This is a genomic window from Pseudomonas sp. G11 (genome assembly GCF_029457515.1).
Taxonomy (GTDB): Bacteria; Pseudomonadota; Gammaproteobacteria; order Pseudomonadales; family Pseudomonadaceae; genus Aquipseudomonas; species Aquipseudomonas gorinensis.
Genome location: NZ_CP120377.1, coordinates 4,088,567 through 4,112,442 on the forward strand (window position 1 = coordinate 4,088,567; position 23,876 = coordinate 4,112,442).

At 62.8% G+C, this 23,876-nt stretch carries 24 protein-coding genes and 1 pseudogene; 13 read left to right on the plus strand and 12 right to left on the minus strand.

What is annotated here, in order from left to right; genetic code table 11:
* The first annotated feature begins 78 nt into the window (after positions 1-78).
* The gene (locus tag P2T68_RS18910; protein ID WP_024075539.1) at positions 79-522 is read left to right on the plus strand and encodes an Lrp/AsnC family transcriptional regulator; all 444 of its coding nucleotides are present in this window, start codon (positions 79-81) and stop codon (positions 520-522) included.
* Positions 523-928: 406 nt separating this feature from the next.
* Positions 929-1,387: a transposase gene (locus P2T68_RS18915; RefSeq protein WP_024075540.1), complete on the plus strand. Its 459-nt coding sequence runs from the start codon at positions 929-931 to the stop codon at positions 1,385-1,387.
* Positions 1,388-1,596: 209 nt separating this feature from the next.
* Here the strand turns inward: P2T68_RS18915 and xylB are convergent, their stop codons facing one another.
* The 6 genes from xylB to P2T68_RS18945 all read right to left on the minus strand — a co-directional run bounded on the left by xylB (position 1,597) and on the right by P2T68_RS18945 (position 8,275).
* On the minus strand, positions 1,597-3,057 hold the full coding sequence (gene xylB, locus P2T68_RS18920) for a xylulokinase (protein ID WP_277378013.1): 1,461 nt from the start codon (positions 3,055-3,057) through the stop codon (positions 1,597-1,599).
* A gap of 16 nt (positions 3,058-3,073) precedes the next feature.
* Entirely contained in the window at positions 3,074-4,066 is a 993-nt protein-coding gene (locus P2T68_RS18925; RefSeq protein ID WP_024075542.1) for a LacI family DNA-binding transcriptional regulator, read from the minus strand.
* Between the two features lie 21 nt (positions 4,067-4,087).
* A complete protein-coding gene (locus P2T68_RS18930; RefSeq protein ID WP_024075543.1) occupies positions 4,088-5,020 on the minus strand; it encodes an ABC transporter substrate-binding protein in 933 nt (310 codons plus the stop codon).
* Positions 5,021-5,054: 34 nt separating this feature from the next.
* Positions 5,055-6,023: a hypothetical protein gene (locus tag P2T68_RS18935; RefSeq protein ID WP_093235470.1), complete on the minus strand. Its 969-nt coding sequence runs from the start codon at positions 6,021-6,023 to the stop codon at positions 5,055-5,057.
* 13 nt (positions 6,024-6,036) lie between these two features.
* Positions 6,037-7,569, minus strand: a complete 1,533-nt coding sequence (locus P2T68_RS18940) for a sugar ABC transporter ATP-binding protein (RefSeq protein WP_024075545.1) — start codon at positions 7,567-7,569, stop codon at positions 6,037-6,039.
* A gap of 154 nt (positions 7,570-7,723) precedes the next feature.
* Positions 7,724-8,275 carry a cytochrome b gene (locus tag P2T68_RS18945; RefSeq protein ID WP_024075546.1) on the minus strand — a complete coding sequence of 184 codons (552 nt, stop codon included), beginning with the start codon at positions 8,273-8,275 and terminating at the stop codon, positions 7,724-7,726.
* Between the two features lie 181 nt (positions 8,276-8,456).
* On the opposite strand from P2T68_RS18945, the gene P2T68_RS18950 reads away from it, so the two are divergent.
* Genes P2T68_RS18950 through P2T68_RS18980 form a run of 7 tightly spaced genes read left to right on the plus strand, consistent with a single transcriptional unit; the run spans position 8,457 to position 14,760 of the window.
* On the plus strand, positions 8,457-9,134 hold the full coding sequence (locus tag P2T68_RS18950; protein ID WP_024075547.1) for a thermostable hemolysin: 678 nt from the start codon (positions 8,457-8,459) through the stop codon (positions 9,132-9,134).
* A complete protein-coding gene (locus tag P2T68_RS18955; RefSeq protein ID WP_277378014.1) occupies positions 9,124-10,602 on the plus strand; it encodes an AMP-binding protein in 1,479 nt (492 codons plus the stop codon). Before P2T68_RS18950 ends, P2T68_RS18955 begins: the two co-directional genes overlap by 11 nt.
* On the plus strand, positions 10,599-11,273 hold the full coding sequence (locus tag P2T68_RS18960; protein WP_024075549.1) for an iron-containing redox enzyme family protein: 675 nt from the start codon (positions 10,599-10,601) through the stop codon (positions 11,271-11,273). The genes P2T68_RS18955 and P2T68_RS18960 overlap by 4 nt, the downstream gene beginning before the upstream one ends.
* On the plus strand, positions 11,260-12,069 hold the full coding sequence (locus P2T68_RS18965) for an SDR family oxidoreductase (protein WP_069076123.1): 810 nt from the start codon (positions 11,260-11,262) through the stop codon (positions 12,067-12,069). Before P2T68_RS18960 ends, P2T68_RS18965 begins: the two co-directional genes overlap by 14 nt.
* Positions 12,066-12,710, plus strand: coding sequence for a tetratricopeptide repeat protein (locus P2T68_RS18970; RefSeq protein WP_069076122.1), 645 nt, complete (start codon positions 12,066-12,068; stop codon positions 12,708-12,710). The genes P2T68_RS18965 and P2T68_RS18970 overlap by 4 nt, the downstream gene beginning before the upstream one ends.
* Before the next feature lie 11 nt (positions 12,711-12,721).
* Positions 12,722-13,384 (plus strand): response regulator, encoded by a 663-nt coding sequence (locus P2T68_RS18975; RefSeq protein ID WP_024075552.1) that lies wholly within the window; start codon positions 12,722-12,724, stop codon positions 13,382-13,384.
* On the plus strand, positions 13,381-14,760 hold the full coding sequence (locus P2T68_RS18980; RefSeq protein ID WP_277378015.1) for an ATP-binding protein: 1,380 nt from the start codon (positions 13,381-13,383) through the stop codon (positions 14,758-14,760). Before P2T68_RS18975 ends, P2T68_RS18980 begins: the two co-directional genes overlap by 4 nt.
* On the opposite strand, the gene P2T68_RS18985 is transcribed toward P2T68_RS18980, so the two are convergent.
* From P2T68_RS18985 to P2T68_RS18995, 3 genes are read right to left on the minus strand one after another with little or no spacing between them, the layout of a single operon-like run.
* A complete protein-coding gene (locus P2T68_RS18985; protein ID WP_168232704.1) occupies positions 14,753-15,991 on the minus strand; it encodes an MgtC/SapB family protein in 1,239 nt (412 codons plus the stop codon). The genes P2T68_RS18980 and P2T68_RS18985 overlap by 8 nt on opposite strands.
* On the minus strand, positions 15,988-16,203 hold the full coding sequence (locus P2T68_RS18990) for a hypothetical protein (RefSeq protein WP_069076120.1): 216 nt from the start codon (positions 16,201-16,203) through the stop codon (positions 15,988-15,990). Before P2T68_RS18990 ends, P2T68_RS18985 begins: the two co-directional genes overlap by 4 nt.
* Before the next feature lie 31 nt (positions 16,204-16,234).
* Positions 16,235-17,308 (minus strand): NAD(P)-dependent alcohol dehydrogenase, encoded by a 1,074-nt coding sequence (locus P2T68_RS18995; protein WP_277378016.1) that lies wholly within the window; start codon positions 17,306-17,308, stop codon positions 16,235-16,237.
* A 242-nt stretch (positions 17,309-17,550) separates the two neighbouring features.
* Between P2T68_RS18995 and P2T68_RS19000 the strand changes: the two genes are divergently transcribed.
* The 3 genes from P2T68_RS19000 to P2T68_RS19010 all read left to right on the plus strand — a co-directional run bounded on the left by P2T68_RS19000 (position 17,551) and on the right by P2T68_RS19010 (position 20,095).
* Complete coding sequence (locus tag P2T68_RS19000; protein WP_069076119.1) at positions 17,551-18,474, plus strand: universal stress protein; 924 nt, start codon at positions 17,551-17,553, stop codon at positions 18,472-18,474.
* Between the two features lie 205 nt (positions 18,475-18,679).
* A complete protein-coding gene (gene fnr / locus P2T68_RS19005) occupies positions 18,680-19,429 on the plus strand; it encodes a fumarate/nitrate reduction transcriptional regulator Fnr (protein ID WP_277378017.1) in 750 nt (249 codons plus the stop codon).
* 99 nt (positions 19,430-19,528) lie between these two features.
* The gene (locus P2T68_RS19010) at positions 19,529-20,095 is read left to right on the plus strand and encodes a GNAT family N-acetyltransferase (protein WP_168232705.1); all 567 of its coding nucleotides are present in this window, start codon (positions 19,529-19,531) and stop codon (positions 20,093-20,095) included.
* A gap of 71 nt (positions 20,096-20,166) precedes the next feature.
* On the opposite strand, the gene P2T68_RS19015 is transcribed toward P2T68_RS19010, so the two are convergent.
* Positions 20,167-21,165: a succinylglutamate desuccinylase/aspartoacylase family protein gene (locus P2T68_RS19015; protein WP_168232706.1), complete on the minus strand. Its 999-nt coding sequence runs from the start codon at positions 21,163-21,165 to the stop codon at positions 20,167-20,169.
* 518 nt (positions 21,166-21,683) lie between these two features.
* Here P2T68_RS19015 and P2T68_RS19020 point away from each other — a divergent pair.
* Positions 21,684-22,223, plus strand: a pseudogene (locus tag P2T68_RS19020) (TetR family transcriptional regulator C-terminal domain-containing protein); the annotation flags it as partial.
* Here the strand turns inward: P2T68_RS19020 and P2T68_RS19025 are convergent.
* Positions 22,179-23,177, minus strand: coding sequence for a DMT family transporter (locus P2T68_RS19025; RefSeq protein ID WP_277378018.1), 999 nt, complete (start codon positions 23,175-23,177; stop codon positions 22,179-22,181). The pseudogene P2T68_RS19020 and the gene P2T68_RS19025 overlap by 45 nt on opposite strands.
* Positions 23,174-23,872, minus strand: a complete 699-nt coding sequence (locus P2T68_RS19030) for an ABC transporter permease subunit (protein ID WP_024075563.1) — start codon at positions 23,870-23,872, stop codon at positions 23,174-23,176. The genes P2T68_RS19025 and P2T68_RS19030 overlap by 4 nt, the downstream gene beginning before the upstream one ends.
* Positions 23,873-23,876 lie beyond the last annotated feature (4 nt).

The window sequence follows — 23,876 nt, forward strand, 5'->3', positions numbered from 1 at the left end:
GGCAATCTGCTCGTGATCGGCTCCAGCGACTAAAAAAGGCAAAAAACCGAAATTACCTTTTCTTATTAGGCGAACTCCATGATCGACACCATCGACCAGCAACTCATCGCCGCCTTGATGGATGACTCGCGGTTGTCCCTCAAAGCCCTGGCGGGCATCACCGGCCTGTCGTCGCCCAGCGTCGGCGAACGCCTGCGTCGCCTCGAAGAGCGTGGCGTACTGACCCACTACACGGTCGATATCGACCCCAGGCATTTTGGCTACCTGCTGCAAGCCATCGTGCGCATCCGCCCCCTGCCCGGCAAATTGCAGGAGGTGGAGCGCCAGATCCAGGCGATCCCGGAATTCACCGAATGCGATAAGGTCACGGGCGAAGATTGTTTTATTGCCCGCTTGCATGTGCGCACCATGGACCATCTCGACAACCTGCTGGACCGGATCAACGCCTACGCGGAAACCAATACCGCCATCGTCAAGAAAACCCCGGTGAAACGGCGCCTGCCGCCGCTGGGCAACGACTGAACCGTAACAAGCCGATTCCTGCACCTGGGGGGCTGTGGCAAGCGGGCCTGTTGTGGCGAGCGGGCTTGTTGTGGCAAGTGAGTCTGTTATGGCGAGCGTGCTTCCTGTGGCGAGCGGGCTTGCCCCGCGTTGGGCTGCGAAGCAGCCCCAATAAGGCCACCGCGCTTATCCAGGTACATTAAATCGCCAGGTTTTGGGGCCGCTTCGCGCCCCAACGCGGGGCAAGCCCGCTCGCCACAGGAAGCCCGCTCGCCACAACAGGCCCGGCCCACTCACAACAGACCCGCTTGCCAGAATAAGTCGTGTCCGCCTGTTGCAATGCAATAAAGGGATACGCAACTCAAGTCAGCTATTTCGCCTCCGCTGCTAGCGTGAAAGCTTCTTATCTACGCGAAGGAGCAACGGATTGCCTCGTCAGCCAAACTCTCACCTATTGCGACGTGGTCGCTATTCAGAAACCGGCCGGGCCTATCTGGTCACCGCTGTCGTGCATCACCGCCACCCATTGTTTCGCGACTTTCACCTGGGGCGGTTATTAGTCGCCGAACTCAAGAGAGTTCATGATTCAGGACAGGTCAATTCCCTGGCGTGGGTGATCATGCCGGACCACTTTCATTGGCTGTTCGACCTCAACGGTACGACGTTGCCTGATGTGATGCGCCAGACCAAGTCGCGCAGCACCTTAAGCATCAACAAAGCCCGTGGCAGTCGGGAGAAATTCTGGCAGCGTGGCTACCACGACCGGGCGGTGCGGGCTGAAGATGATATTCGGAAAATGGCACGCTATATCGTCGCCAACCCCCTGCGCGCAAGGTTGGTGGAGCGGATTGGCGATTATCCGCTTTGGGATGCAACCTGGTTATGACCCCGCTCGTTGTAATAACGGGACTGGTGTGGCGAGCGGGCTTGCCCCGCGTTGGGCTGCGAAGCAGCCCCAATAAGGCCACCGCGTTTATCCAGGTACATTAAATCGCCAGGTTTTGGGGCCGCTTCGCAGCCCAACGCGGGGCAAGCCCGCTCGCCACAACAGGCCCGCTCGCCACAGGAAGCCCCCTCGCCACAACAAGCGCCGTATTAGTCGTGAAGGGCTTTTGCCGCGTTCAGCAGCCCCTGGAACTTGCGATAACGGGCTTCCAGCATCGGCTGCTGTGTCAGGTCAGGCGCGTACCGCGTTTTTACCGGCATGCCCGCTTCCAACAGCGCGGCGCCTTGCCCTATCGCCAGGAATCCCAGCTTCGCCGCGCCTACGCAAGCGCTCAATTCGCTGCCGTGCAAGGTGTAGATTTCACGCCGCAGGATATTGGCCAGCAACTGCGCCCAGTACTCACTGCGCGCACCGCCGCCCACCAGGGCGCAGGAGGTCACGCCGGCGCCGGTCGATTGCACCGCGTGCAACGCGTCCAGCAAGCCGAAACCCACCCCTTCCATCACTGCGTAGCCGAGCATCGCCGGGGTGCAGTCATGGCCCAGGTTCATGAAGCCGCCACGCAGCAGCGGATCGTTATGGGGGGTGCGTTCACCCGCGAGGTACGGCAAAAACAACGGTGTGTCCAAAGGCACCGGCTGCCCGATGGGCAACTGCGCCTGCACCTGGTCCAATAATGTTTGTTCATCTGAATGCCCCGTCAGTCGCGTCACCCAGCGCAGGCAACTGGCGCCAGCCAGCATCGCGCCCATGGTGTACCAGCGATTGGGCAGCGCATGGCAGAAGCTATGCACGGCGCTGGCCGGGTTGCCGGCCGCATGGTCGGTGATGGCGACAATCGCTGCGCTGGTGCCCAGGGTAATGAAGCCATCACCGGCGTTGATCGCGCCAATGCCGACCGCTGCGACAGGGTTATCGCCACCGCCCCCGGCAATCACCACGTCAGTGGATAAGCCCAGCCCCGTGGCCGTCAACAAAGCGCTCGCCGCGCCCCCCTCCACCAGCCTGGGCAGTTGCTCAGGCGTAAGGCCGGTCGCCCGCACCATCGGGGAAAACCATTCCCGCCGTGCCACATCCAGCCATAACGTACCCGCCGCATCGGACATCTCGCTGATGCGCTCGCCACTCAGGCGCAGGCGCAGGTAATCCTTGGGCGACAGCACGCAATCAATCGCCTGGAACACCTCGGGTTCATGCTGTTGCAGCCACAGCAGTTTCGGCGCGGTCAGCCCGGCCATCGGCAGGCTGCCGGTGACGTCGGCAAAGCCGCTCCCGAGTTGCGCGGCTTCGGCCACGGCGCGGGAGTCGTCCCACAGGATCGCCGGGTACAGCACGCGGTTGTCCGCCCCCAGCAACACCGCGCCGTGCATCTGCCCCGACAGGCCGATACAGGCCACGCGTGTAAACGCCTCGTGTCCGCGCAGTTGCGCCAACGCCTGCAAACAGGCTTGCCACCAGTCTTCCGGCGCCTGTTCAGACCAGCCGCTGTGCCGCCGCGACACGTTCAAGCGCACGCCGGCATGGGCCAGCACCGCACCACTGGCGTCCATCAGGATGGCTTTGAGTTCCGAGGTGCCCAGGTCGATGCCGAGGGAAACAGGACGGTTCATGCGTGTGTTATTCCAATCAATGACAGCCACAGGAGTTACGTAACTGCAGGGTCGGCGCCAGGCGCACACTCTGGAGGGGTGCGTCAGGCGACGCCATACGTTGCAGCAACAGGTCGACCGCGCGGGCGCCGAGGGCCTTGACCGGCTGCGCGATCAGGCTCAGGCGCGGCACGAAAAAGTCCGCCCAGTCAAAATCATCAAAGCCCACCAGGGCCATTTGTCTCGGCACTTCGAGCTGCGCGTCACGCAAGGCGTGCATCGCGCCGAGGGTCATCAGGTTATTGCCGGCCATGATCGCGGTGGGTGGCGCAGCCAGGCCCAGCAACTGCACGGTGGCCTGGCGCGCCGGCTCGCTGTTGGAACCGCCATTGACCAGCAGCTGCGGATCAAACGCCAGCCCTGCCGCGTGCAAGGCGGCGCGGTAACCGGCGACCCGTTCATCCGTGGTGCTGAACCCCGTACGCCCGGCAATAAACCCAATCCGGCGATGCCCATGGGCGATCAAGTGCTCAATCAGCGCCTGAGTGGGTTGGGTATTCTCGACCCCGACCTGGTCAAAGTGCTCGCTCATCATCCGATCCACCAGCACCGCCGGTATCTCGTTGGCCTTCAGGTACTCCAGGGCCAGCGAGCCGTTCGACGGCGCCAGCACAATGCCGTCGACGCGTCGGTGATGCAGCGCCGTGACCACCCGCAGCTCCTGCTCGGGGTCATCATGGGTGTCGACGAACAGCATCATGTAGCCGTGTTTAGCGCACTCGGTTTCAATCGCGTGCACCGTCTCGCTGAAGTAATGGTTGGACAGCGCCGAGATCGCCACGCCGATCGTGCTGGTGCTCGAGCGTGCCAGCGAGCGCGCCAGGGTGTTGGGGATGTACCCCAACTCCTGGATCGCGCGCTGTACCGCCTGCACCGTGGCCGGGCTGACTTTACGGGTGCCGTTCAACACATGTGACACGGTCGATGTCGACACCCCCGCCCTGCTTGCGACGTCATCCATGGTGACCACGGCGCCGTTCCTCTCAATGAATCAATGTTTGCTCGACCAGCCGCTGTAGGTGCCGACGTTGTCACGGGTGATCAGTTTGGGCGTGAGCAGGGTCACCGCTTCGGCCGGGGCCTTGTCATTGAGCAGGTCATTGCCGATGTTCACCGCTGTCTGCGCCATGGCCCACGGGTCCTGGCTGGCGGACGCCTGGATCTGTGTGTCGGTCTTGAGCGCATGTTCGATATCCGGCGCGCCGTCCACCGACGTAATGATGATGCCGCTGCGCTTGAGCTGCTTGGCCGCCAGGTCGCTGCCGATGGCTTGCGGGTCGTTGATCGCGAACAGGCCGTCGATGCTCGGGAAGCGGGTCAGGTAACCCTGCATGGCGTTCAGGCCGCCTTCGCGCGAGCCCTTGCCGTCCTGGTCGTCGGACAGCACCTTGATGTCGGGTGCCGCGGCCAGGGCGGCCTTGCAGCCTTTGACGCGATCGGTCACCGCCGTGACTTGCGGGCCGTTCTGGATAATCACGTTGCCCTTGCCCTTGAGCTTGTCCACCAGGAACTGGCAGGCCAGCTTGCCGGCTTCGACGTTGTCGGTCTGCACGGTGGCGTTCACGCCCTTGGCGTCCACATCCACGGCCACCACGACAATCCCGGCGTCGCGCGCTTTCTTGATCGCCGAGGCCATGGCAGAAGGGTCGACGGCGTTGATCAGGATCAGGTCGACCTTGGACGAGATGAAGTTGTCGATCTGCGAGAACTGCTTGCTCAGGTCATAGTCGGCCGACACCGAGGTTACCTTGACGTCGGGGTTCAGGGCCTTGGCCCTTGCGGTTGCGCCGTCGGCCAGGGTCACGAAATACGGGTTGCCGAGCGAGCCCATGCTGATGCCGAGGGCTTTGAGCTCGCGGGCTTCAACGGCTTGGGACATCAGGGCGGCCAAGGCCATGACGGGGAACAGATGTTTAAGGTTCATGCGGGTCTCTCTTGTGATTGTTGTATGAGTGAATTCAGGTGCGCGCACCGGATTGGCGATAACGATCCAGCGCCACTGCGCCGATGATCACGATGCCCTTGATGATGTACTGCCAGATATCCGACACCCCCAGCAGCACCAGGCCATTGGTGAGTACCGCAATGATCAGGGCGCCGATCAACGTGCCGCCGATGGTGCCGACCCCGCCGGTAAAGCTGGTGCCGCCGAGGATCACGGCGGCAATCGCGTCCAGTTCATAGGATTGCCCCAGTTGCAGGCCGTTGGCGGCGAACAGGCGCGAGGCGCTCATCACCGCACCGAGCCCGGCCAGCGCACCGGACATGGCATAGACAAACAGCAGCACTTTCCACACCTTGATTCCGGAGAGCCGCGCCGCTTCGGGGTTGCCGCCCACCGAATAGATCTGCACGCCCATCACGGTGCGACGCAGGATGAACCACGACAGGGCCACCACCGCCACGGCGATCACCACCAGCCACGGCACGCCGAGGATCGAGTCATTGCCGATAAAGGCAAAAGGCAGGTCGGGGTTGAACACCGTCTTGTCATCGGCGAGCAAGCGCGCCAGGCCGCGCATGGCGGTCAAGGCCCCGAGGGTGACGATAAACGGCGGCAGGCGCATGAAGGCAATCAGCCCGCCGTTGACCAGGCCCAGCAACAGGCCAAAGCCGATACCGGCGGCGATACCGAACATGCCGAACTGCGGCGACATCGACGCCTGCAACGCCACCACGGCCGACGCCGCCAGGATCGCCCCCACCGACAGGTCGATGCCCGCCGTGAGGATCACAAAGGTCATGCCCGCTGCCAGCACCACATTGACCGACGCCTGCTGGGTGATGATCGACAGGTTCTGCATCGTCAGGAAGTTTTCACTGGCCAGGGCAAAGCCCACCAGCAGCAGGATCAGCACCGGCAGCATGCCGACCGTGCGCATCAGCCCTCGGACGCGTTCGGCCTTGCCGACAGCCGGGAGGGTCATCGTGTTGTGTGAATCAGCCATGGGCAACCACCTGATCGCCACCAGTGGCGAGGTCAATAATACGTTCCTGGGAAATGACGTGGCCGGAAGCCCCGCCGACTTCGGCCACCAACTGGCCTTCGCGCATGATCAGCACACGGTCGCAGGTGCCGATGATTTCCGGCAATTCGCTGGAGATCACCACGATGCCGACGCCCGCCTGGGCCAGTTGGTTGATGATGCGGTAGATCTCGGACTTGGAGCCGATGTCCACGCCCCGCGTCGGTTCATCGAGGATCAGCACATGCGGCTTGACCTCCAGCAGCCGCGCCAGCAAGACCTTTTGCTGGTTGCCACCGGACAACGCCCCCACATTGACCTTGCCCGAGGCCACGCGGATCGACAGTGACTTGATCGCGTCATTCGAGCGTTGCGCGGCATGCCGACGATCGAGTACGCCACCGGCATGGGCGTCGGGCACACAGGCACAGACATTGATGTTGTCGGCCACGCTCATGTCGAGGAACAGGCCCTGGGCCTTGCGGTCTTCGGTGAGGTAGACCACGCCGGCCCGAATCGCGTCGGCCGGGTTGCGCAGTTGGGTCACGCGCTCGCCCACCACTTCCAGGGTGCCGGAGGTGCGCGGGTCGGCGGCGAAAATCAGTCGCGCCAGTTCGGTGCGCCCTGCCCCGACCAAACCGGCAATGCCCAGCACTTCACCGGCATGCAGGTCGAAACTGCAATTGCGCACGCGCTTGCCATCGGCCATGTCACGCACGCGCATCACCACGTTGCCGGGGTTATAGGCGGCGTGTTCCTTTTTGTAGAAACCGGAGAGGTCGCGGCCCACCATCATTTTCACCAACACCTCGGCCGACAGCGCGTCGCGGGTCAATTCGCCGATGTATTGGCCGTCGCGCAGCACCGAGACGCGGTCCGACAGCTCGTAGATCTCGGCCATACGGTGGCTGATATAGATGATCGCCAGGCCCTGGCTACGCAGTTGCTTGATCAGCGCGAACAGGCGGTCGGTCTCGCGGGACGACAGCGGCGTGGTCGGCTCGTCCATCACCAGCAACTTGGCATGGGCATGCAAGGCGCGGGCGATTTCCACCAATTGGCGCTCGGCGATCGACAGGCTGCTGACCTGGGTTGCCGGGGTGAACTCGGCGCCCAGGCGTTGCAGCACCTCGACGCAACCGGCCTGCATGCCCTGGCGGTCGATGGTCCAGCCACGACGCAGTTCCCGGCCCAGGTAGATATTCTCGGCCACGCTCAGGTTCGGGCACAGGCTCAGTTCCTGATAGATCACGGCGATGCCGAGGGCTTTGGCGGTGGCGGGCGTGAAGGTGGCGACACGCTGGCCGGCGATGCGGATTTCGCCGCCGGGATCGGCCTGGTAGGCGCCGGAGAGGATTTTCATCAGGGTCGATTTGCCGGCGCCGTTCTCCCCCATCAAGGCGTGGATTTCGCCGGGGTAGACCTTCAGGCCGACATTCTTGAGCACACGCAAACCGTTGAAGGTTTTGCTGATGCCCTGCATCTCAAGCAAGGGTTCAAGGCTCATGACTGAGCTCCTGGTTTTATTATTTTTGTCTATCGACCCCTTGGATCAGAGCCGATTGCCACCGACTCTAATCAGATACATTTACTTACGCAAGCGCTTGCGTGCGCCGTTTGTCGCTAGAAGAAACGTTTCATCAAGCGCTTTAATCGCAATTTCAGCCTTTGTAGCGTTTCGGCAGCATGCGCACCAGGGTGTTATCACGCACCCAGTAATGGTGGAACAGCCCCGCCGCCGCGTGCAGGCCGATCAACCAATAGCCGGCGCTACCCAGCCACTCATGCCAGTGCTTGAACTGCCGGGCCAGGTCCGGGTCCGGTGCGACCAGCGAGGGTAAGCCGAACTCGAAATACGGCACCGGCTTGCCTGCGGCATTGAGCATCAGCCAGGCCAGCAGTGGCGTGATGATCATCAGGCCGTACAACGCCAGGTGCATCAGGTGCGATGCAGCCGTTTGCCAGGCGGGCGGTCGCGGCACAATCGCCGGGCGTGGCGCCAGGCGTCCCAGCAGACGCAGCCAGACCAGCACGAATATGCCAATCCCGAACAGCGCATGGCCACCGAGGAACACGCCCTTGAGCGCATGCCCGCGGGGCAGCAGGCCTTTGATTTCGATACAGGCGTACACGCCAACGAACAGCGCGAGCATCAGCCAGTGCAGGCTCATCGACAGCCTTGCGTAGCGCGTTGTCATCTGGTTTTCGGTCATGGGAAAGGAGCCTTATGCAGGAAGGGTGGCCGGTCTCGGCCTCGAAGCGTCGGCGTCACCCTGCCTGCGAAGTCTTAAGGCAGTCTGAAGATCGGCCGATCGATCATTTTCACCACCTTCAGACTTCGTTAAGAAATGCCTCCGATACTCCACCCAACTTCACTTGGGAGACGTATCGCCAATGCCCGACATCGATTGGAGCGATCGCTTGCCGCTGCTGTTTGGCCAGGCCGACAGTACGCCGCTATGCCTCGCCCGTGCCCTGCCCCAAGACCCTCAGCGCGCGGAATTCGAGGCGTTTATCCAACAGCGTTTTCGCATTGCCCACGGCGCCGATATCCGCCACTTCATGCCGCAGTTGTTTGGCGTGAGCCAGGCCAACGGTGAACTGTGTGCCGTCGCCGGGGTGCGCCTGGCGAACGCAGAACCGTTGTTCCTGGAACGTTACCTGGACCATCCGATCGAGCCACTGATCAGTGCCGCCGCCGACCAACCGGTGGAGCGCGGGGCCATTGCCGAAGTCGGCAACCTGGCCGCCAGCGATACCGGCAGTGCCCGCCTGAGCATCATCGCCATCACCTGGCTGCTGGCCATGGGCGGCCTGGAGTGGGTGGCGTTCACCGGCAATATCGGCCTGGTCAACAGCTTCCACCGCCTCGGCTTGAAGCCGGTCACCCTGTGCGCCGCCGACCCGCAGCGCCTGGGCGATGACCGCCATCACTGGGGCAGTTACTACGAAAGCCAACCTTGGGTGCATGTCGGCAATATCCGCGCCGGCTTTATCCATTTGCGCAACATGGGCCTGTTCTCACGCCTGGGGTTGCCTACCACGATTGAGGACGCCAGCCATGTCGCCTGAAACCCGCCGCTTCCACGCCGTGCTTCGCGGTTACGCCGAGCGCAATGACGGTGCTATCGCCTTGTGGGGCGACACCTTGACGATGGATTACACCTCACTGTTCGCCGAAGTCGAGTACCGCCGCGAACGCCTGCGCGACGAAGGTGTGAAAGTGGTCGCCCTGGCCTTGGACAATGGCGTCGAGGCCATGCTGTGGGACCTTGCGGTGCTGTTCGAGGGGCTGACCTGCCTGACCCTGCCGCCGTTCTTCAGCCCAGCACAGCGCGCCCACTGCCTGCAACAAAGCCACGCTGAGCGGGTGCTCGCCGAGCCCCACCTGGAGGCTGAACTGCTCGCCAGTGGCTACCGTCAATCCGGCGAATTCTGGTGCCGTACGTTTGAAGGCCGCCCTTCGATGCCATCGGCTACCGCCAAGCTGACCTTCACCTCCGGCACCACCGGGGCGCCCAAGGGCGTGTGCCTGAGCGCCGACAGCCTGTTGCGGGTGGCCCGTGAGTTGTACCAGGCCAGCCACGTCACCGACCCACGCCATCACCTGGCCTTGTTGCCCATTGCGATTTTGCTGGAGAACCTCGGTTGCTACGCCGCGTTGTATGCCGGCGCCACCTTGAGCCTGCCCAGCCAGAAGAGCCTGGGTATCCAGGGCGCCAGCGCGGTGGACGCAGCGCAATTGCTCGGTTGCCTCGCGGCACGCCAGCCCCACAGCCTGATCCTGGTGCCGCAGTTACTGTTGATGTTGGTCATCGCCGCCGAGCAAAAGGCATTCAGCCCCCTGGGGCTGCGCTTCGCCGCGGTCGGCGGTGCGCGTGTGTCCAAGGCCTTGTTGCAACGGGCGCACCACTTGGGCATGCCGGTGTACGAAGGCTACGGGCTCTCGGAATGCGCTTCGGTGGTGTGCCTGAACCGCCCTGAGGCCAACCGGCCGGGGAGTGTCGGCCGGCCCCTGCCCCACGTGGAAATCCGCCTGGCCGAAGACGGTGAAGTGCTGATCAAGGGATCGACCCTGCTCGGCTACCTGGGCCAGCCCGGCCAGCCCGAACAATGGTGGCCCAGCGGCGACCTGGGCGCCTTCGACGAAGACGGTTTTCTCTACCTCAAGGGCCGCAAGAAACATCAGTTCGTCACCAGTTACGGGCGCAACGTCAACCCGGACTGGGTCGAGGCCGAGCTGACCCAGGGCGGGGTCATCGCCCAGGCGTTCGTGTACGGCGAAGCACTGCCGCAGAACCATGCCCTGCTGTGGCCCCATCGCGCCGACTGCAGCGACGCCCAACTGGCCGCCGCCGTGGCCGAGGCCAATAGCATCCTGCCGGACTACGCCCAGGTGCATCGCTGGACGCGCCTGGCAGAACCCTTCACCGCCGCCAATGGCTTGCTCACCGCCAATGGCCGGCCACGGCGCGACGCCATCGTCGCCCGTTATCAAACCCAGCTTGCCCCTGCACTCAACGAGGAAACCTCATCGTGAATTTTTTCGACTCGCTGCAAGAAGCCACCCAACAGGAACGCAACGCACTGTTCAACCTGCCGATCATCCGCGATGCCATGGAAGGCAAGGTCAGCCTGGAAAGCTATCGCGCATTCCTGGCCCAGGCCTACTACCACGTACGGCATACCGTGCCGTTGATGATGGCTTGCGGCGCGCGCTTGCCCTCGCGCCTGGAATGGCTGCGCAAGGCCGTTTGCGACTACATCGAAGATGAATATGGTCATGAGCAATGGGTGCTGGATGACATCGCCGCCTGTGGCGGCGACAAGGCGGCGGTACGCGATGGGCGCCCTGGGTTGCCCATCGAATTGATGGTCAGCTACCTCTATGACCTGATCGCCCGTGACAACCCGGTTGGCCTGTTCGGCATGGTCAATGTGCTGGAAGGCACCAGTATCGCCCTGGCCACCCATGCCGCCGATAGCATCCGCGATCGCTTGCAACTGCCGGCCACCGCGTTCAGCTACCTGAGTTCCCACGGTTCCCTGGACATCGGCCACATGGAAACCTACCGCCGCTTGATGAACAGCCTGGATGATCCTGAAGACCAGGCTGCCGTGATCCGCGCATCCAAGGTGGTGTACGCGCTCTACACCGATATGTTCCGCAGCCTGCCGCGCCTTGGGGAGGCTTCCCATGCGCCTGTCTGACGCCCGCGTGGTGCTGACCGGCGCCAGCGGTGGGATTGGCCTGGCGATTGTGTCCGCCCTCTGCGCCAGTGGCGCGCGGGTGCTGGCCGTGGCCCGTCATCGTGGGCCGTTGGAAGGTTTGCTTGAACGCTATCCGCAGCAATTGTGCTGGGTAAGCGCCGACCTGACCTTTCTCGCCGACCGACGCAAAGTGCTGGCCGCCGCCGAAGCCATCGGCGGCGTGAACCTGTTGATCAACGCCGCCGGGATCAATCACTTCGCGATGCTGGAGCAACTGGACGACAACGAAATCAATGGGATGCTGGCGCTGAACATCACGGCGCCCATCTGCCTGACCAAGCTGCTGTTACCCATGCTCAAGCAGGCGCCAAGCGCCATGGTGGTGAACGTCGGCTCTACCTACGGCTCCATCGGCTACCCCGGCTATGCCACCTACTGCGCCACCAAGTTCGCCTTGCGCGGCTTTTCTGAAGCGCTGCGCCGGGAACTGGCCGATACCCGCGTCGGGGTGCTGTACGTCGCCCCGCGCGCCACCCATACCAAGATGAACAGCCCCGCCGCGCAAGCCTTGAACGATGCGCTCAAGTCCAACGTCGACGACCCGCACACCGTGGCTTCAGCCGTGATCCAGGCGATTGCCAACGAGCGTCGCGATCTGTACCTGGGCTGGCCGGAGCGTTTCTTTGTGCGCCTTAACAGCCTGCTGCCCAACCTGGTCGACCGAGGCTTGCGCAAACAACTGCCGTTGGTACGCCGCTTGAGCGACAAACCCGAGAATGAGGACCTGAAACCATGAAACGACTTTTCGTTGCGCTGCTGCTCACCGCCCTGAGCCCCTTGACCTGGGCGCTGGAGGCCGCTGACCAGCAACGCCTGAACGACATCCAGACGCGCTGGGCCCATATCCAATACAACCTGCCTGAAGAGCAGCGAACCCAGGCGTTCGAACAATTGGCCACCCAGGCAACGGCCTTCACCCAGGCCCGCCCCCAGGCCGCCGAGGCGTGGATCTGGTCGGGGATTGTCACCAGCAGTTGGGCCGGTGCCCAGGGCGGGCTGGGCGCGTTGAGCAAGGTCAAGGCGGCCAAGGTCGACCTGGAAAAAGCGCTGGCCCTGGACCCCAAGGCCCTGCAAGGCTCGGCCTATACCAGCCTGGCGGCCCTGTATGATCGCGTCCCCGGTTGGCCCATTGGCTTCGGCGATGCCGACAAGGCCGAACAGTTGCTCAAACAGGCCTTGCAACTGAACCCGGCGGGCATTGATAGTCTGTACTTCTGGGGTGACCACCTGTACCGGCAAAAACGCTATGGCGAAGCCCGTGATGCCCTGCAAAAAGCCCTGCTGGCCGCCCCCCGGCCGGGTCGGGAAACCGCCGATGCCGGGCGGCGCAAAGAGATCGAAAGCGTGCTGGCCGACATCAACAAAAAACTCAACTGACAGGAGTCTGCGTGCGCCTATTACTGATCGAGGATGACGTGGCATTGGGTGAAGGTATTCACCAGGCGCTGGTGCGTGAGGGCTACACCGTCGATTGGCTGCAAGACGGCAGCAGTGCCTTGCATGCCTTGCTCAGCGAAACCTTTGACGTGGTGGTGCTCGATCTCGGCCTGCCGCGCATGGATGGCTTGGAGGTGCTGCGACGCCTGCGTGACAGCGGCTCGAACCTGCCGGTGCTGATCCTCACGGCGCGGGACGCCACCGAAGACCGCATCGCCGGGTTGGATGCCGGGGCCGACGATTACCTGGTCAAGCCCTTCGACCTGGCCGAACTCAAGGCGCGCCTGCGTGCCCTGCTACGGCGCAGCGCCGGACGTGCGCGGGTGATGATCGAACACGCGGGCATTTGCCTGGACCCGAGCACACAACAGGTCAGCTACCACGGTGAACCGGTGCTGCTCACGCCCAAGGAATATCAACTGCTGCACGAACTACTGTCGCCGCCAGGCCGCGTGATGACCCGTGACCAGCTGATGCAACTGCTCTACGGCTGGAACGAAGAAGCCGAAAGCAACACCCTGGAGGTGCATATCCATCACCTGCGCAAGAAGTTCTCCAGCGAACTGATCCGCACCGTTCGCGGCGTCGGCTACCTGGTGGAGGAGCGCGGATGACCTCGATTCGGCGGCGCACCCTGACCCTGATCATCGGCCTGATGCTCGCCGGATTGCTGGTGATCAGCGTGCTGAACCTGCACGACAGCAATCACGAAATCGCCGAAGTCTACGATGCGCAACTGGCGCAGAACGCACGCCTGCTCCAGGGCGTCATGAGCATGCCGCTGGCGAGCAAAGACCAGACGGAGCTGTATCGCGCCTTCAACAAAGCCTTGGGCGAAGCCATGCCCAAGGTGGATGGGCACCCTTACGAAAGCAAGATTGCCTTCCAGGTGTGGAACCCCCAGGGCGAACTGCTGGTGTTTACCGCCAGTTCACCGTCATTCGCCACGCCCCCGGAACAACCGGGCTACAGCAATATCGACGACCTCAATGGCCGGCAATGGCGCGGCTTCGTGCTCAAAGACAAGGACAATGGCCTGCGCATTTGGGTGGGCGAGCGCGACGATGTGCGCTCCGACCTGGTCCAGCGCATCGTGCGGCATACCTTGTGGCCGAATGTGCTGGGCAGCCTGATCCTTGCCGCCATGGTCTGGCTGGCGATTGGCTGGGGGCTCAAGCCCTTGGCCGACATGGCGGCCACCTTGCGTGCACGGCATTCCGGTTCCCTGGAACCGATGCAACTGACGCCCTTGCCCATGGAGCTGGAACCGATGCAGGCGGCGTTGAACCGTATGCTCGCGCAAATCCAGGACATGCTGGGCCGCGAGCGCCGCTTTATTGCCGACGCCGCCCACGAAATGCGCACGCCCCTGGCGGTATTGCGGGTGCATGCGCAAAACCTGCTGGAAGCCGGCACCGAAACCGAGCGGCGCGAGTCCCTGGCCTTCCTGATCGCCGGTGTCGACCGCACCAGCCGCCTGGTCAACCAGTTGCTGACCATGGCACGCCTGGAACCGAGCGCCGGGCAGCCAGCGGTACAGGCGATCGACCTGGCGACAACGGTGCGTGAAACCCTGATCCAGTTGACCCCCTGGTTGCTGAACAAGGACTTGGAACTGGTGTTCGAGGTCGACGATGCGCCGTACCAGGTGACGACCGACGCCGGCGCGGTCGATATCGCCTTGACCAACCTGGTGACCAACGCGGCGAATTTCTCCCCGGAACATGGGGTGATCACCGTGGGTTTGTGCAAAAACGCCGAGTATTTCGCCCTGACCATCGACGACCAGGGCCCCGGCATCGATGAGGCCCAGCGCGACCGGCTCTTCGAGCGGTTTTACAGCCGCGGCAATGCCAAGGGGGCGGGCCTGGGCCTGACGATCGTACAAACCATCGCCCAGCGCCTGGGGGGGCGGGTGCGCCTTGAAAACCGGGAAACCGGTGGCCTGCGAGCGACCCTGGAGATCCCGGTGCGCGCGCACGTTACCTGAGCAGTGTGCCCAGCCACATTGCGCCGGTCAGCAGCACTTGCCCGGCGATCACGTAGGCGGCGAATGTGCGGCCGCCGCTGACCCAGGCCACCAGGCACTTGCTCAGCGCGTTGCAACTGACCACCAGCAATATCGGAATGGACGCAGCCTCCAGGGACAACTGGCCGCTGGTGGCCAGGGCGGCAATCGAGGCGATGGACGCGTGAGCGTCGGCGAAACCACTCAAGGTCGCGGTCAACATCACCCCCACCTGGCCGAAGTAATGGAGCATCACTGACGACAGGAAGGTAATGCCGGTCAGGGTCAAGACCATGATCAGCGCCAGCTTGAGGTCGAATGCACCGCCGACCTTGATGATTTGGCTGGCCGCTGTCGTCGGCGCGCGCAGCATCAGGGCTGCCCCATACAACGCGGTGGTGGCAAACCCGGCGAGCAGCGGCCAGGCCATCTGCGAAAGCAGCCTCGGCTCCACGGCGCCGAGGATCAGCGCCATTTGGGTCACGGTGGCAATATTCGAAAAAATCGCCGCTGCCGCGAGGGTGCGCAGGTGCTGCGGCTCCTTGCCGACGATCTGGCCCATGGCGGCCACGGTCACCGTGCTGGAAGCGAACCCCGAAGCAATGGCGCCCACGACGTAGCCATACCGCGGCCCAAGCGCGCGCACCGCCACATGGCCCACCGCCCCTACCGCCATCAACAACACCGTCAAGGTACAGATAGTGCGCGGGTTAAGCGCACCATAGGGGCCAATAAAGCGATCCGGCGCCAGCGGCAACACCACCAGCGCCACGATCAGCAGCAACAGCCCGTCACGCATTTCGATGTCGGTCAATTGGATGCGGGCAAAGTTATGCAGTTTGTCGCGGTAGGCCAGCAAACCGGCGACGACGACGCCGATGGCGATAGCCCGTTCGGGGGCGTCCCCACACCCTGCGCCCAATACCAGCACCATGAGCAAGGTGACTTCGCTGGTGATGCCCGGGTCTTTATCCTGGCTCTTCCAGTACGCCGTGCTGGCGATCACCGCCAGGCAGCCGGCGATCAGCCCCAACAACAGGCCGCCACCGACTTGCTGCGTCACATAGCCTAATAACGCGGTGATGGAATAAGTGCGCAAACCGGCAAAAGCGCGCAGTTCGCCCTGCCCCTTGCGACGTTCGCGCTCAAGCCCGATCAGCATGCCGATACCCAGCGCCGCAGCGGCACCGGCCAGGTCGAGGGTGTGCGTCATCCATACCCGCCGGTGCGAATCAAAGCCGGTGCAGAACCTGTGGTGCCCCTTGGCGCGGCGACGCTTGGCCAGGGATGAGGTGCGTCCAGCCGTGCCCGCAGGCGGTGCACGAAGTCTTCGGCTGCGGCCAGGCTGGTGAAATGCACGAACCAGGCGTCCATATGTACTGTCCAGCGCAGCGGCGCCTGTTGTTGTGTGATGGTGATCAGCATCCTTGGCCTCGGCTGGCGCCCCCAGGCGCCTTCAGGGAGTAATCGCGACCTTCATGACGCCATCGCGTTGATGGGCAAACAGCTCATAGGCCGCCTCGATATCGTCGAGCTTGAAGCGGTGGGTCACCAGGGGCGACAGGTCCACCCCGCCGCTGGCAACCACGGCCATCAAGCGGCGCATGCGCTCCTTGCCGCCGGGGCACAGGGTCGACACGATGCTGTAATCCCCCAGCCCCGCACTGAAGGCGTCATAGGGAATGTGCAGGTCACTGGAATACACCCCCAGGCTGGACAGGCGCCCACCGGGGCGCAGCACGCGCAAGGCCGACTCGAACGTGCCCTGGGTGCCCAGGGCTTCGATCGCCACGTCGACCCCACGGCCGTCCGTGAGCGCCATGATTTGCTCGACCACATTGCCTTTCTTGAAATCGACGATATGGGTAGCGCCGAGGCTGCGGGCGACGTTCATGCGTTCACTGACCCCGTCGACCCCGATAATCATCGAGGCGCCTTTAAGGCGTGCCCCCGCCACCGCGCACAAGCCGATCGGCCCCAGGGCGAATACCACCACCGTATCGCCGATGTTCACCTCGCCGCGCTCGGCCCCGGAAAACCCGGTGGACATGATGTCCGGGCACATCAGCACCTGTTCGTCACTTAAACCGTCGGGGATCGGGCACAGGTTGGCCAGCGCATCGGGGACCAGCACGTATTCGGCCTGGCAGCCGTCGAGGGTATTGCCGAATTTCCAGCCCCCCGCCGCGCGAAAGCCATGCCGTGTATCGGGGCCGTCCTGGGAGCCACACCCGCACAGGCAGGCGTAGCTTTGCCCGCTGGGGGTGATGGCGCCGGCGATCACCCGCTGGCCTTCGACAAACCCGCGAACCTGGGACCCCAGCCGCTCAATCACGCCCACCGGTTCATGGCCCACGGTCAGGCCTTTGGCGACCGGGTACTCGCCGCGCAGGATATGCACGTCGGTGCCGCAGATGGTGGTGGTGGTAATGCGCACCAAGGCGTCCAACGGACCGACTTCGGGAATGGGTTTGTCGTCCAGGACGATACGGTTTTTTTCAACGAAGACAGCTGCTCTCATGGTTGCCATGCTGTGACCTCCTGGGCCGGAAAAGCCTGATTGGCGACCAGACTGCGCCGCGAACGCACGGCACAAGTTGATCATGATCAACAATCCCCGGATTGATCATAGCCCCTGACCGCGCATCGTTGACCTGGCTCCCGCTCAAGGCGACTTGATGCAAGTCAAACCGCCACCGGCGCCCGGCGCGATGATGTCAGGCAGGCACCATTGCCCGCTGCTATCCGCCGCTTACCCAAGGGAGATTGCCCATGTCCACTCAAGCCCGTTACTTGTTGCTGGTTTCACCATTGATGGAGCACAGTCCGGCCTTCGACAGGGCCGCTGCCCTGGCCAAGGCCGAAGGCGCCGCGCTGCATATCCTGGCCTTTGATTACCTGGAAGGCCTGGCCACCGCCGGCCTGGTCAATGAACAGGCGCTGGAACAGATGCGCCTGGGCTATGTCGAGCGTCATCATCAATGGCTGGAGGACCAGGCCCGGCCGTTACGCAATCTCGGGCTGACGGTCACCACCGAGGTGGCCTGGGTGGAACGCCCGCTGCAGGAGATATTGGTGCGCCTGCGGGAAGAGCCGATGGCCGTGGTGATCAAGGCGCTGGAGCATGAGTCGCTGCTGTCGCGGCTGATGTTCACGCCACTGGATGTGCACCTGATTCGCGAATGCCCGGTGCCACTGCATTTTGTCAGCGGTGCGCAACATGCCTTGCCGCGCAAGATCGTGGCCGCCGTGGACCCGTTCCATCGCAATGAGCACTATGACGACCTTAACGACCGCATCCTGCATGAAGCGGTCAAGTTGGCCACCGCCTGCGATGCCGAGGTGGAAGTGGTGTACGCCCATGACCTGTCCGACCTGGGCGCCCAGGAGTACGGGTTTGGCAGCGGCGCCGGCTTCTTCTCGTCGGTCGCCGCCAAGCGCTTGTTCGACGAACAGGGGCAGGCCTTCAATGACCTGGCCGCGCGCAACGGGATCCCGCCAGCACAGCGCCATATGATCCTGGGCAACCCGGCGAAAGTGCTGTCCAGCTACGCCGATGCCTACAATGTCGATGTGATTGTCATGGGGCGGGTCGGCCATCACGGGCTGTCGCGCTTACTGGGTAGTACAGCCGAATCGCTGTTGTACAAGATGCCGTGCAGCGTCTGGATGGTGAAGCCCGAAATCGTTGATTGATCACACGCACTTTGCTCGCCCCGCGGCACTATTCGTCGCGGGGGTACTTCGCGCCAAAACAATTCATTTGGATACCTCAGTCTGACGCCAGGCATTCGGAACCCTCCAGCCGTCTAAATATATAAGTCCGCACCTAGCTTTTTTCATCACGTGTTGTTTAGTGTTATCTAGGCAACCGGCAAGTGTGCAAGAGGCTTATTTTAAAATGAAGTCGACACCAATAGTTGTACAAACGCAAAATTTAAGGACAGCTTGCGCCAATTGCAGTGTTCTAGAGTTGTGTCTACCCATCGGTCTGAACGATAGCGAAGTGAGCCGCCTGGATACACTTATTCCCCAACGGGTCAAAGTTAAAAAAGGCGCCTCGCTGTATCGCACCGCAGACCCGCTGCGCTCGCTCTACGCCGTGCGAACCGGCTTTTTCAAGACCTGCATTGTCTCCCTGGACGGTCGCGAACAAGTCACCGGCTTCCAGATGGCCGGGGAAATGCTCGGCCTGGACGCCATCAGCGCCGAGCAGCATGCCTGCCATGCCGTGGCCCTGGAAGACAGCGAAGTGTGTCCGATTCACTTCCACCAACTTGAACGGCTGGCCAGCCAGATTCCATCGCTGCAACATAACTTGAATAAGATCATGAGCCGCGAAATAGTGCGTGATCACAGTATGTTATTACAAATGGGCAATATGAATGCCGATGAGCGACTGGCCGCGTTTGTATTGAATCTATCGGCGCGCATGAGTACGCGCGGTTATTCATCCCGCTCTTTTGTATTACGGATGAGACGCGAAGAAATCGGCTCTTACTTGGGCCTGCGCCTGGAGACGGTATGCCGCAGTATCGCGCAACTGCGCAAACTGGGCCTGGTGCATATCAGCGCTCGCAATGTCGACATTCTCGATATGCCGCAACTCAAGATGTTTATTGCCGGCTGTCATCGGCATGGGCCGGAGTGATGCTGATCTGATCCAGGTCAGCTTTAACGGTCGGTAAAGGCGTACAAACCAATGGAAAAGACGCTGTTTCAATCCCGTCCAACCTTCGGAGGTCATGCCATGCCCACCCTCGCAGAACACAACAGGCAAGCCGATGCCGCCTATAAGGAGGCAGCCCCCCACGAACACTGGATCGACGAACTCAAAGACGGCCGCCACGTGCTGATACGTCCGTTGACCGCCGCCGATCGAGAGCGCGAATACGATTTCATCAAGAACCTGTCCCCCGAGTCGCGGCACGCGCGCTTCCTGGGTGAAATCAACGAGCCCGGCAAGCGCCTCATGGATCAGTTGATGAATGTCGATAATCAGCACCGTATGGCCTTTATCGCCCTGGTGCACGACAACGGCAAGCTGATCGAAATCGGCGTGGCTCGCTACGCCGAAGCCAAGGAGCACGAATGCGAATGCGCGGTGACCGTGGCCGATAACTGGCAACAACAGGGCCTGGGGTACATCCTGATGCAGCACCTGATAAAGGCGGCGCGCGCCAACGGGTTCAAACGCATGTACACGATCGACGGGGCCACCAACTCCCGGCTGCGTGACCTGACCCGTGACTTGGGATTCCATAGCGTGATCGATCCGAATGACAGTACCCAGGTGATCAGCAGCATCGAACTCTGAACCGCATGGCCCGCTGACGGGGCGGTTTGCCGCCCCGTCTGCCAATACGCTCGTTGGAGGGCATTCGTTGTCTAAGGGTCCAGCACGCCGCCGCTGTAGCTGTCGGATAAGCGTGTGCCGGTGAATTTGGCCACCACCGCACCCTGGGCCACCAGGCGTTCACGATGGCGGGTGACCATTCGCCCGGTTTGTGCGGCATGCAGCGTTACCTCCGTATCCGGGTCACCAGGGCGCCCGATGATCCTGGCAAAACGCTCCCCCTCCTCGACCGGATCACCCAGGCTTTTTTCGAACACCAGCACACCGGCGCGAGGGGCGAGGACGGTTTCCATGCAGCCCATGTCCACTGCGTCGCCCTGCCATTCGCTGATCGCCGCCAGCTCGTCGACCACGCCATTGATGCACAGCCAGGCCCACAGCCCATCGGCATCCTGTTGTGCCAGGGCATCGCTGACATCCGCTTGCCCACGCAACTCGACGGTCGCGGCCAACTGCGGCGCGGCGTGGTTGATGAGGGTTTCTTCAAAGGAGCCATCACCGCCGTCCTCCCAGACGATCACCACGTCCACCTGCAACGCGGCCGCCAGTGCCAGGCCTTGCTCGGGCCAGAAGCTGCGGTGGATGTAGAGGTAGGGCAGTGCTTCGTCATCGGTGTGCAGGTCCAGCACCAGGTCGGCATCAGCGGCCAGTTGCACCAGGCTCTTTTGCCATTGCGCCAGGTTGCTCGCCGGGCGCTCCATGGCCAGGGAGTGGTCAAATGCGCGGTTGAAATTCTGCCCACTGGCTTCGTGAAAACGCCCCAATAATTTGCCCTGGCGAAACTGGCCGATGCCGAACGGGTTGGCCTGCGGTACCAGCGTCACGCAGCCCTTCAGGCGGCCTTGCTGCTGACAGCGTTGCAAGCGCGGCAGCAGGTGGTGCAGCACCAGCATCCCGGCGATTTCATCGGCGTGAACGCCGGCTTGCAAGTGGACCCTGGGCCCGCTGCCGTCGCCTTCGAAACGCCAGGCGTTGATAGACAGCAGGTTGCCAGCGTCGCCGGGCACCTGCCACGAAAGATCGATTGCCATGCCTTGCCCTCCTCTTATCCAACACGAATAAACGACCGTATTTTTGTGGCCAGTGGGCTTGCCTGTGGCCAGCAGGCTTGTTGTGGCGAGCGGGCTTGCCCCGCGTTGGGCTGCAAAGCAGCCCCAAAACCAGGCACCGCGGTGTATCAGTTAAAAACACATCGCCTGTAATGGGGCTGCTGCGCAGCCCAACGCGGGGCAAGCCCTAATGCCGTTCAGTTAAGCGTACATCGCCTTCTGTAGGAGCGAGCTTGCTCGCGAAAAACGTCAACGATCACGCGTGTTTCCTGAATCAACGCGGCGCCTGTGAGTTCTTCGCGAGCAAGCTCGCTCCTACAAAAAAGCCTTAACTGAACGGCATTAGGGCAAGCCCGCTCGCCACAACAAGCCTGCTGGCCAGAACAAGCCTGCTCACCACAACAGCCAGTTTTAGCAGGACCTCTTATCATTTAACCGGTAGAGATTGAACGGCCGTTCAACTAACCTTGACACTCCGGTGTTTGATCAAAGGCCTTTCCATGACCGTCGTCCCTCCCAAACTGCGCCGTGCCGACCCCGATGAACGCCGCGACCTGCTGGTTGCCGCCACCCTCACCTGCCTCGCCCGCGACGGCCATGCCGGGATTTCGGTGCGGCGTATCGCGGCGCAGGCCGGGGTTTCCGTGGGCTTGCTCAATCATCATTTCGGCAGCATCGATGCACTGATCGCCGAGACCTACCACAAGCTGGCCAACGAGCTGACCACGGCCCTGTGGGCGCAAGTCGAAGCGGTCGAAGGCGCCGCCGCACGCCTGGACGCCTTTCTCAGCGCATCGTTTTCGCCACGGGTCATGGACCCCGATCTGCTCGGGGTGTGGGTGGTGTTCTGGAGCCTGATCCGTCATTCACCCCACGTAAACCAGTCCCACGAAAACAGCTACCGCGCCTACCTGGGCTTGATCCAGCGATTGCTGGATGATCTGGCGCGCAGCGAAAACCTGCAGATTCACGACACCCACCTGGCCGCTATTGGTCTATCGGCGATGCTTGACGGACTCTGGCTCGAGGGCTGCCTCAACCCCGGCACCTTCAGCCCCGCCAACGGGCTGCACATCTGCCGCTGCTGGGTACAAGGGTTGCGTCACGGCGCATTCGGCGCCAACCACGCCCTGTGACACCGGGCGCCGTGCGCTGAGCATGGCCAGGGTGCCGCTGACGGCGATCAGTACCGCGCCGATGATCAGCGAGACGTCCATCGACACGCCCCAGATCAGGCTCGACAGCAGGAACGCCCAAACCAGCCCGGTGTACTCGAACGGCGCAAGCAAGGTCGCGGTAGCGCGACGGAAACTGGCAAACAGCAGGAACTGGCCGATACCGCCCACGCACCCTGCCGCCAACATCCCCAGCCAGGCCGGCGTCGATGACGGCGTATGGGGCCAGGGCAGCGTCACGGCCATACAGATCACGAACACGACATTGGTGATCAGCATCTGCTCCAGCACCGAAGTGGTCAGGTCGACCTGGCGCAGTTGGATATAGGTGAACGCCCAGCATAGGGCCGCCGCCAGGGTCAGGGCGATCGGCAGCGGCTCGACCCGGTGGCTCGGGCGGCAGGCAATGACCACGCCGATAAAGCCGATGATCAACGAAACCCACTGGCCCCGGCTGGCGCGCTCCTTGAGGATCAGCGCCGCGAGCAAGGTCACCATGATCGGCGCGGAGAAATACAGGGTGGTCATTTCCGCCAGGGTCAGGTCCCTGGCGGCGGTGTAGTACAGCAACCAGGCAAGCAGCGACAACAGCCCGCGAACGATCAACAGCCTACGGCTGAGCGAGCGCCAGGCGCGGCGCAACAGCCCCATGCGCCCGGCGATCACACACGCGGCGACCACCACCAGGCTGCGCCAGAACAGGATAGTGAATACCGAATAATCGGCCACCAGCCATTTGATCGCAGCGTCCTGCAACCCCAGGAACGCGTAGGCCAGGGCGCACAGGGCAATCCCTTGCAGCGAGCGGTCCTGGCTCATCCGGCAGCCCTGCGCAGCGGAGTACCGCGTCGCTCGGCGATGGCGTACAGCGCTTCAATCAAAAAGGTCAGGCACAGGTAGACCCCGGCCACCAGCAGCAACGGCTGGTAGATCTGCAAGGTCTGCGCGCGCACCACGTTGGCCGCGCCCAGCAGGTCGACCACGGCAATGGTCGAGGCCAGCGCGGTGGACTTGAGCAACATCACCGTTTCCCCCGCCAACGTCGGCAACAGCAGGCGCATCGCCCTGGGCAGACGTACGCGCCACAGCGCCTGGCGCGGGGTCATGCCAAACGCCGAGGCCGCTTCCATCTCCCCCTTGGGCACGGCCAGCAAGCCGCCGCGAATCACTTCCCCCACATAGGCGCCCACCGAGAGCACCAGGGCGAACACGATGTACCAGTAGCCGTCGCGCAAAAACGGCCAGAGGACACTGCCCCGGATCACCGGAAACTGGGCGAACAGGCTGCCCAGCCCATAGTAGAAGATGTAGATCTGGATCAGCAGCGGCGTACCGCGCAACACACTGGTGTAGGCCAATGCACTGCGTGCCAGCCACTTGCGCCGCGACAACCGCGCCAACGCCACCAGCACCGCCAGGGCAAACCCCAGCACCGCGCTGATCAGCAACAATGACAAACTGGTCTGCAAGCCCTTGGCGATCAGCCCCGCGTAATAACTTATCCACTCAGGCATGTGG

Bases quoted from the DNA above. Each gene is read 5' to 3' on its own strand.
- P2T68_RS18950 (WP_024075547.1), top strand. From the start codon at position 8,457: ATGCCCGACATCGATTGGAGCGATCGCTTGCCGCTGCTGTTTGGCCAG.
- P2T68_RS19030 (WP_024075563.1), bottom strand. From the start codon at position 23,872: ATGCCTGAGTGGATAAGTTATTACGCGGGGCTGATCGCCAAGGGCTTG.
- P2T68_RS18990 (WP_069076120.1), bottom strand. From the start codon at position 16,203: ATGCTGATCACCATCACACAACAACAGGCGCCGCTGCGCTGGACAGTA.
- P2T68_RS19025 (WP_277378018.1), bottom strand. From the start codon at position 23,177: ATGAGCCAGGACCGCTCGCTGCAAGGGATTGCCCTGTGCGCCCTGGCC.
- P2T68_RS18910 (WP_024075539.1), top strand. From the start codon at position 79: ATGATCGACACCATCGACCAGCAACTCATCGCCGCCTTGATGGATGAC.
- P2T68_RS18930 (WP_024075543.1), bottom strand. From the start codon at position 5,020: ATGAACCTTAAACATCTGTTCCCCGTCATGGCCTTGGCCGCCCTGATG.
- P2T68_RS19015 (WP_168232706.1), bottom strand. From the start codon at position 21,165: ATGGCAATCGATCTTTCGTGGCAGGTGCCCGGCGACGCTGGCAACCTG.
- P2T68_RS19000 (WP_069076119.1), top strand. From the start codon at position 17,551: ATGTCCACTCAAGCCCGTTACTTGTTGCTGGTTTCACCATTGATGGAG.
- P2T68_RS18935 (WP_093235470.1), bottom strand. From the start codon at position 6,023: ATGACCCTCCCGGCTGTCGGCAAGGCCGAACGCGTCCGAGGGCTGATG.
- P2T68_RS18985 (WP_168232704.1), bottom strand. From the start codon at position 15,991: ATGACGCACACCCTCGACCTGGCCGGTGCCGCTGCGGCGCTGGGTATC.
- P2T68_RS18965 (WP_069076123.1), top strand. From the start codon at position 11,260: ATGCGCCTGTCTGACGCCCGCGTGGTGCTGACCGGCGCCAGCGGTGGG.
- P2T68_RS18980 (WP_277378015.1), top strand. From the start codon at position 13,381: ATGACCTCGATTCGGCGGCGCACCCTGACCCTGATCATCGGCCTGATG.
- P2T68_RS19010 (WP_168232705.1), top strand. From the start codon at position 19,529: ATGCCCACCCTCGCAGAACACAACAGGCAAGCCGATGCCGCCTATAAG.
- P2T68_RS18945 (WP_024075546.1), bottom strand. From the start codon at position 8,275: ATGACCGAAAACCAGATGACAACGCGCTACGCAAGGCTGTCGATGAGC.
- fnr (WP_277378017.1), top strand. From the start codon at position 18,680: ATGAAGTCGACACCAATAGTTGTACAAACGCAAAATTTAAGGACAGCT.
- xylB (WP_277378013.1), bottom strand. From the start codon at position 3,057: ATGAACCGTCCTGTTTCCCTCGGCATCGACCTGGGCACCTCGGAACTC.
- P2T68_RS18970 (WP_069076122.1), top strand. From the start codon at position 12,066: ATGAAACGACTTTTCGTTGCGCTGCTGCTCACCGCCCTGAGCCCCTTG.
- P2T68_RS18955 (WP_277378014.1), top strand. From the start codon at position 9,124: ATGTCGCCTGAAACCCGCCGCTTCCACGCCGTGCTTCGCGGTTACGCC.
- P2T68_RS18940 (WP_024075545.1), bottom strand. From the start codon at position 7,569: ATGAGCCTTGAACCCTTGCTTGAGATGCAGGGCATCAGCAAAACCTTC.
- P2T68_RS18995 (WP_277378016.1), bottom strand. From the start codon at position 17,308: ATGGCAACCATGAGAGCAGCTGTCTTCGTTGAAAAAAACCGTATCGTC.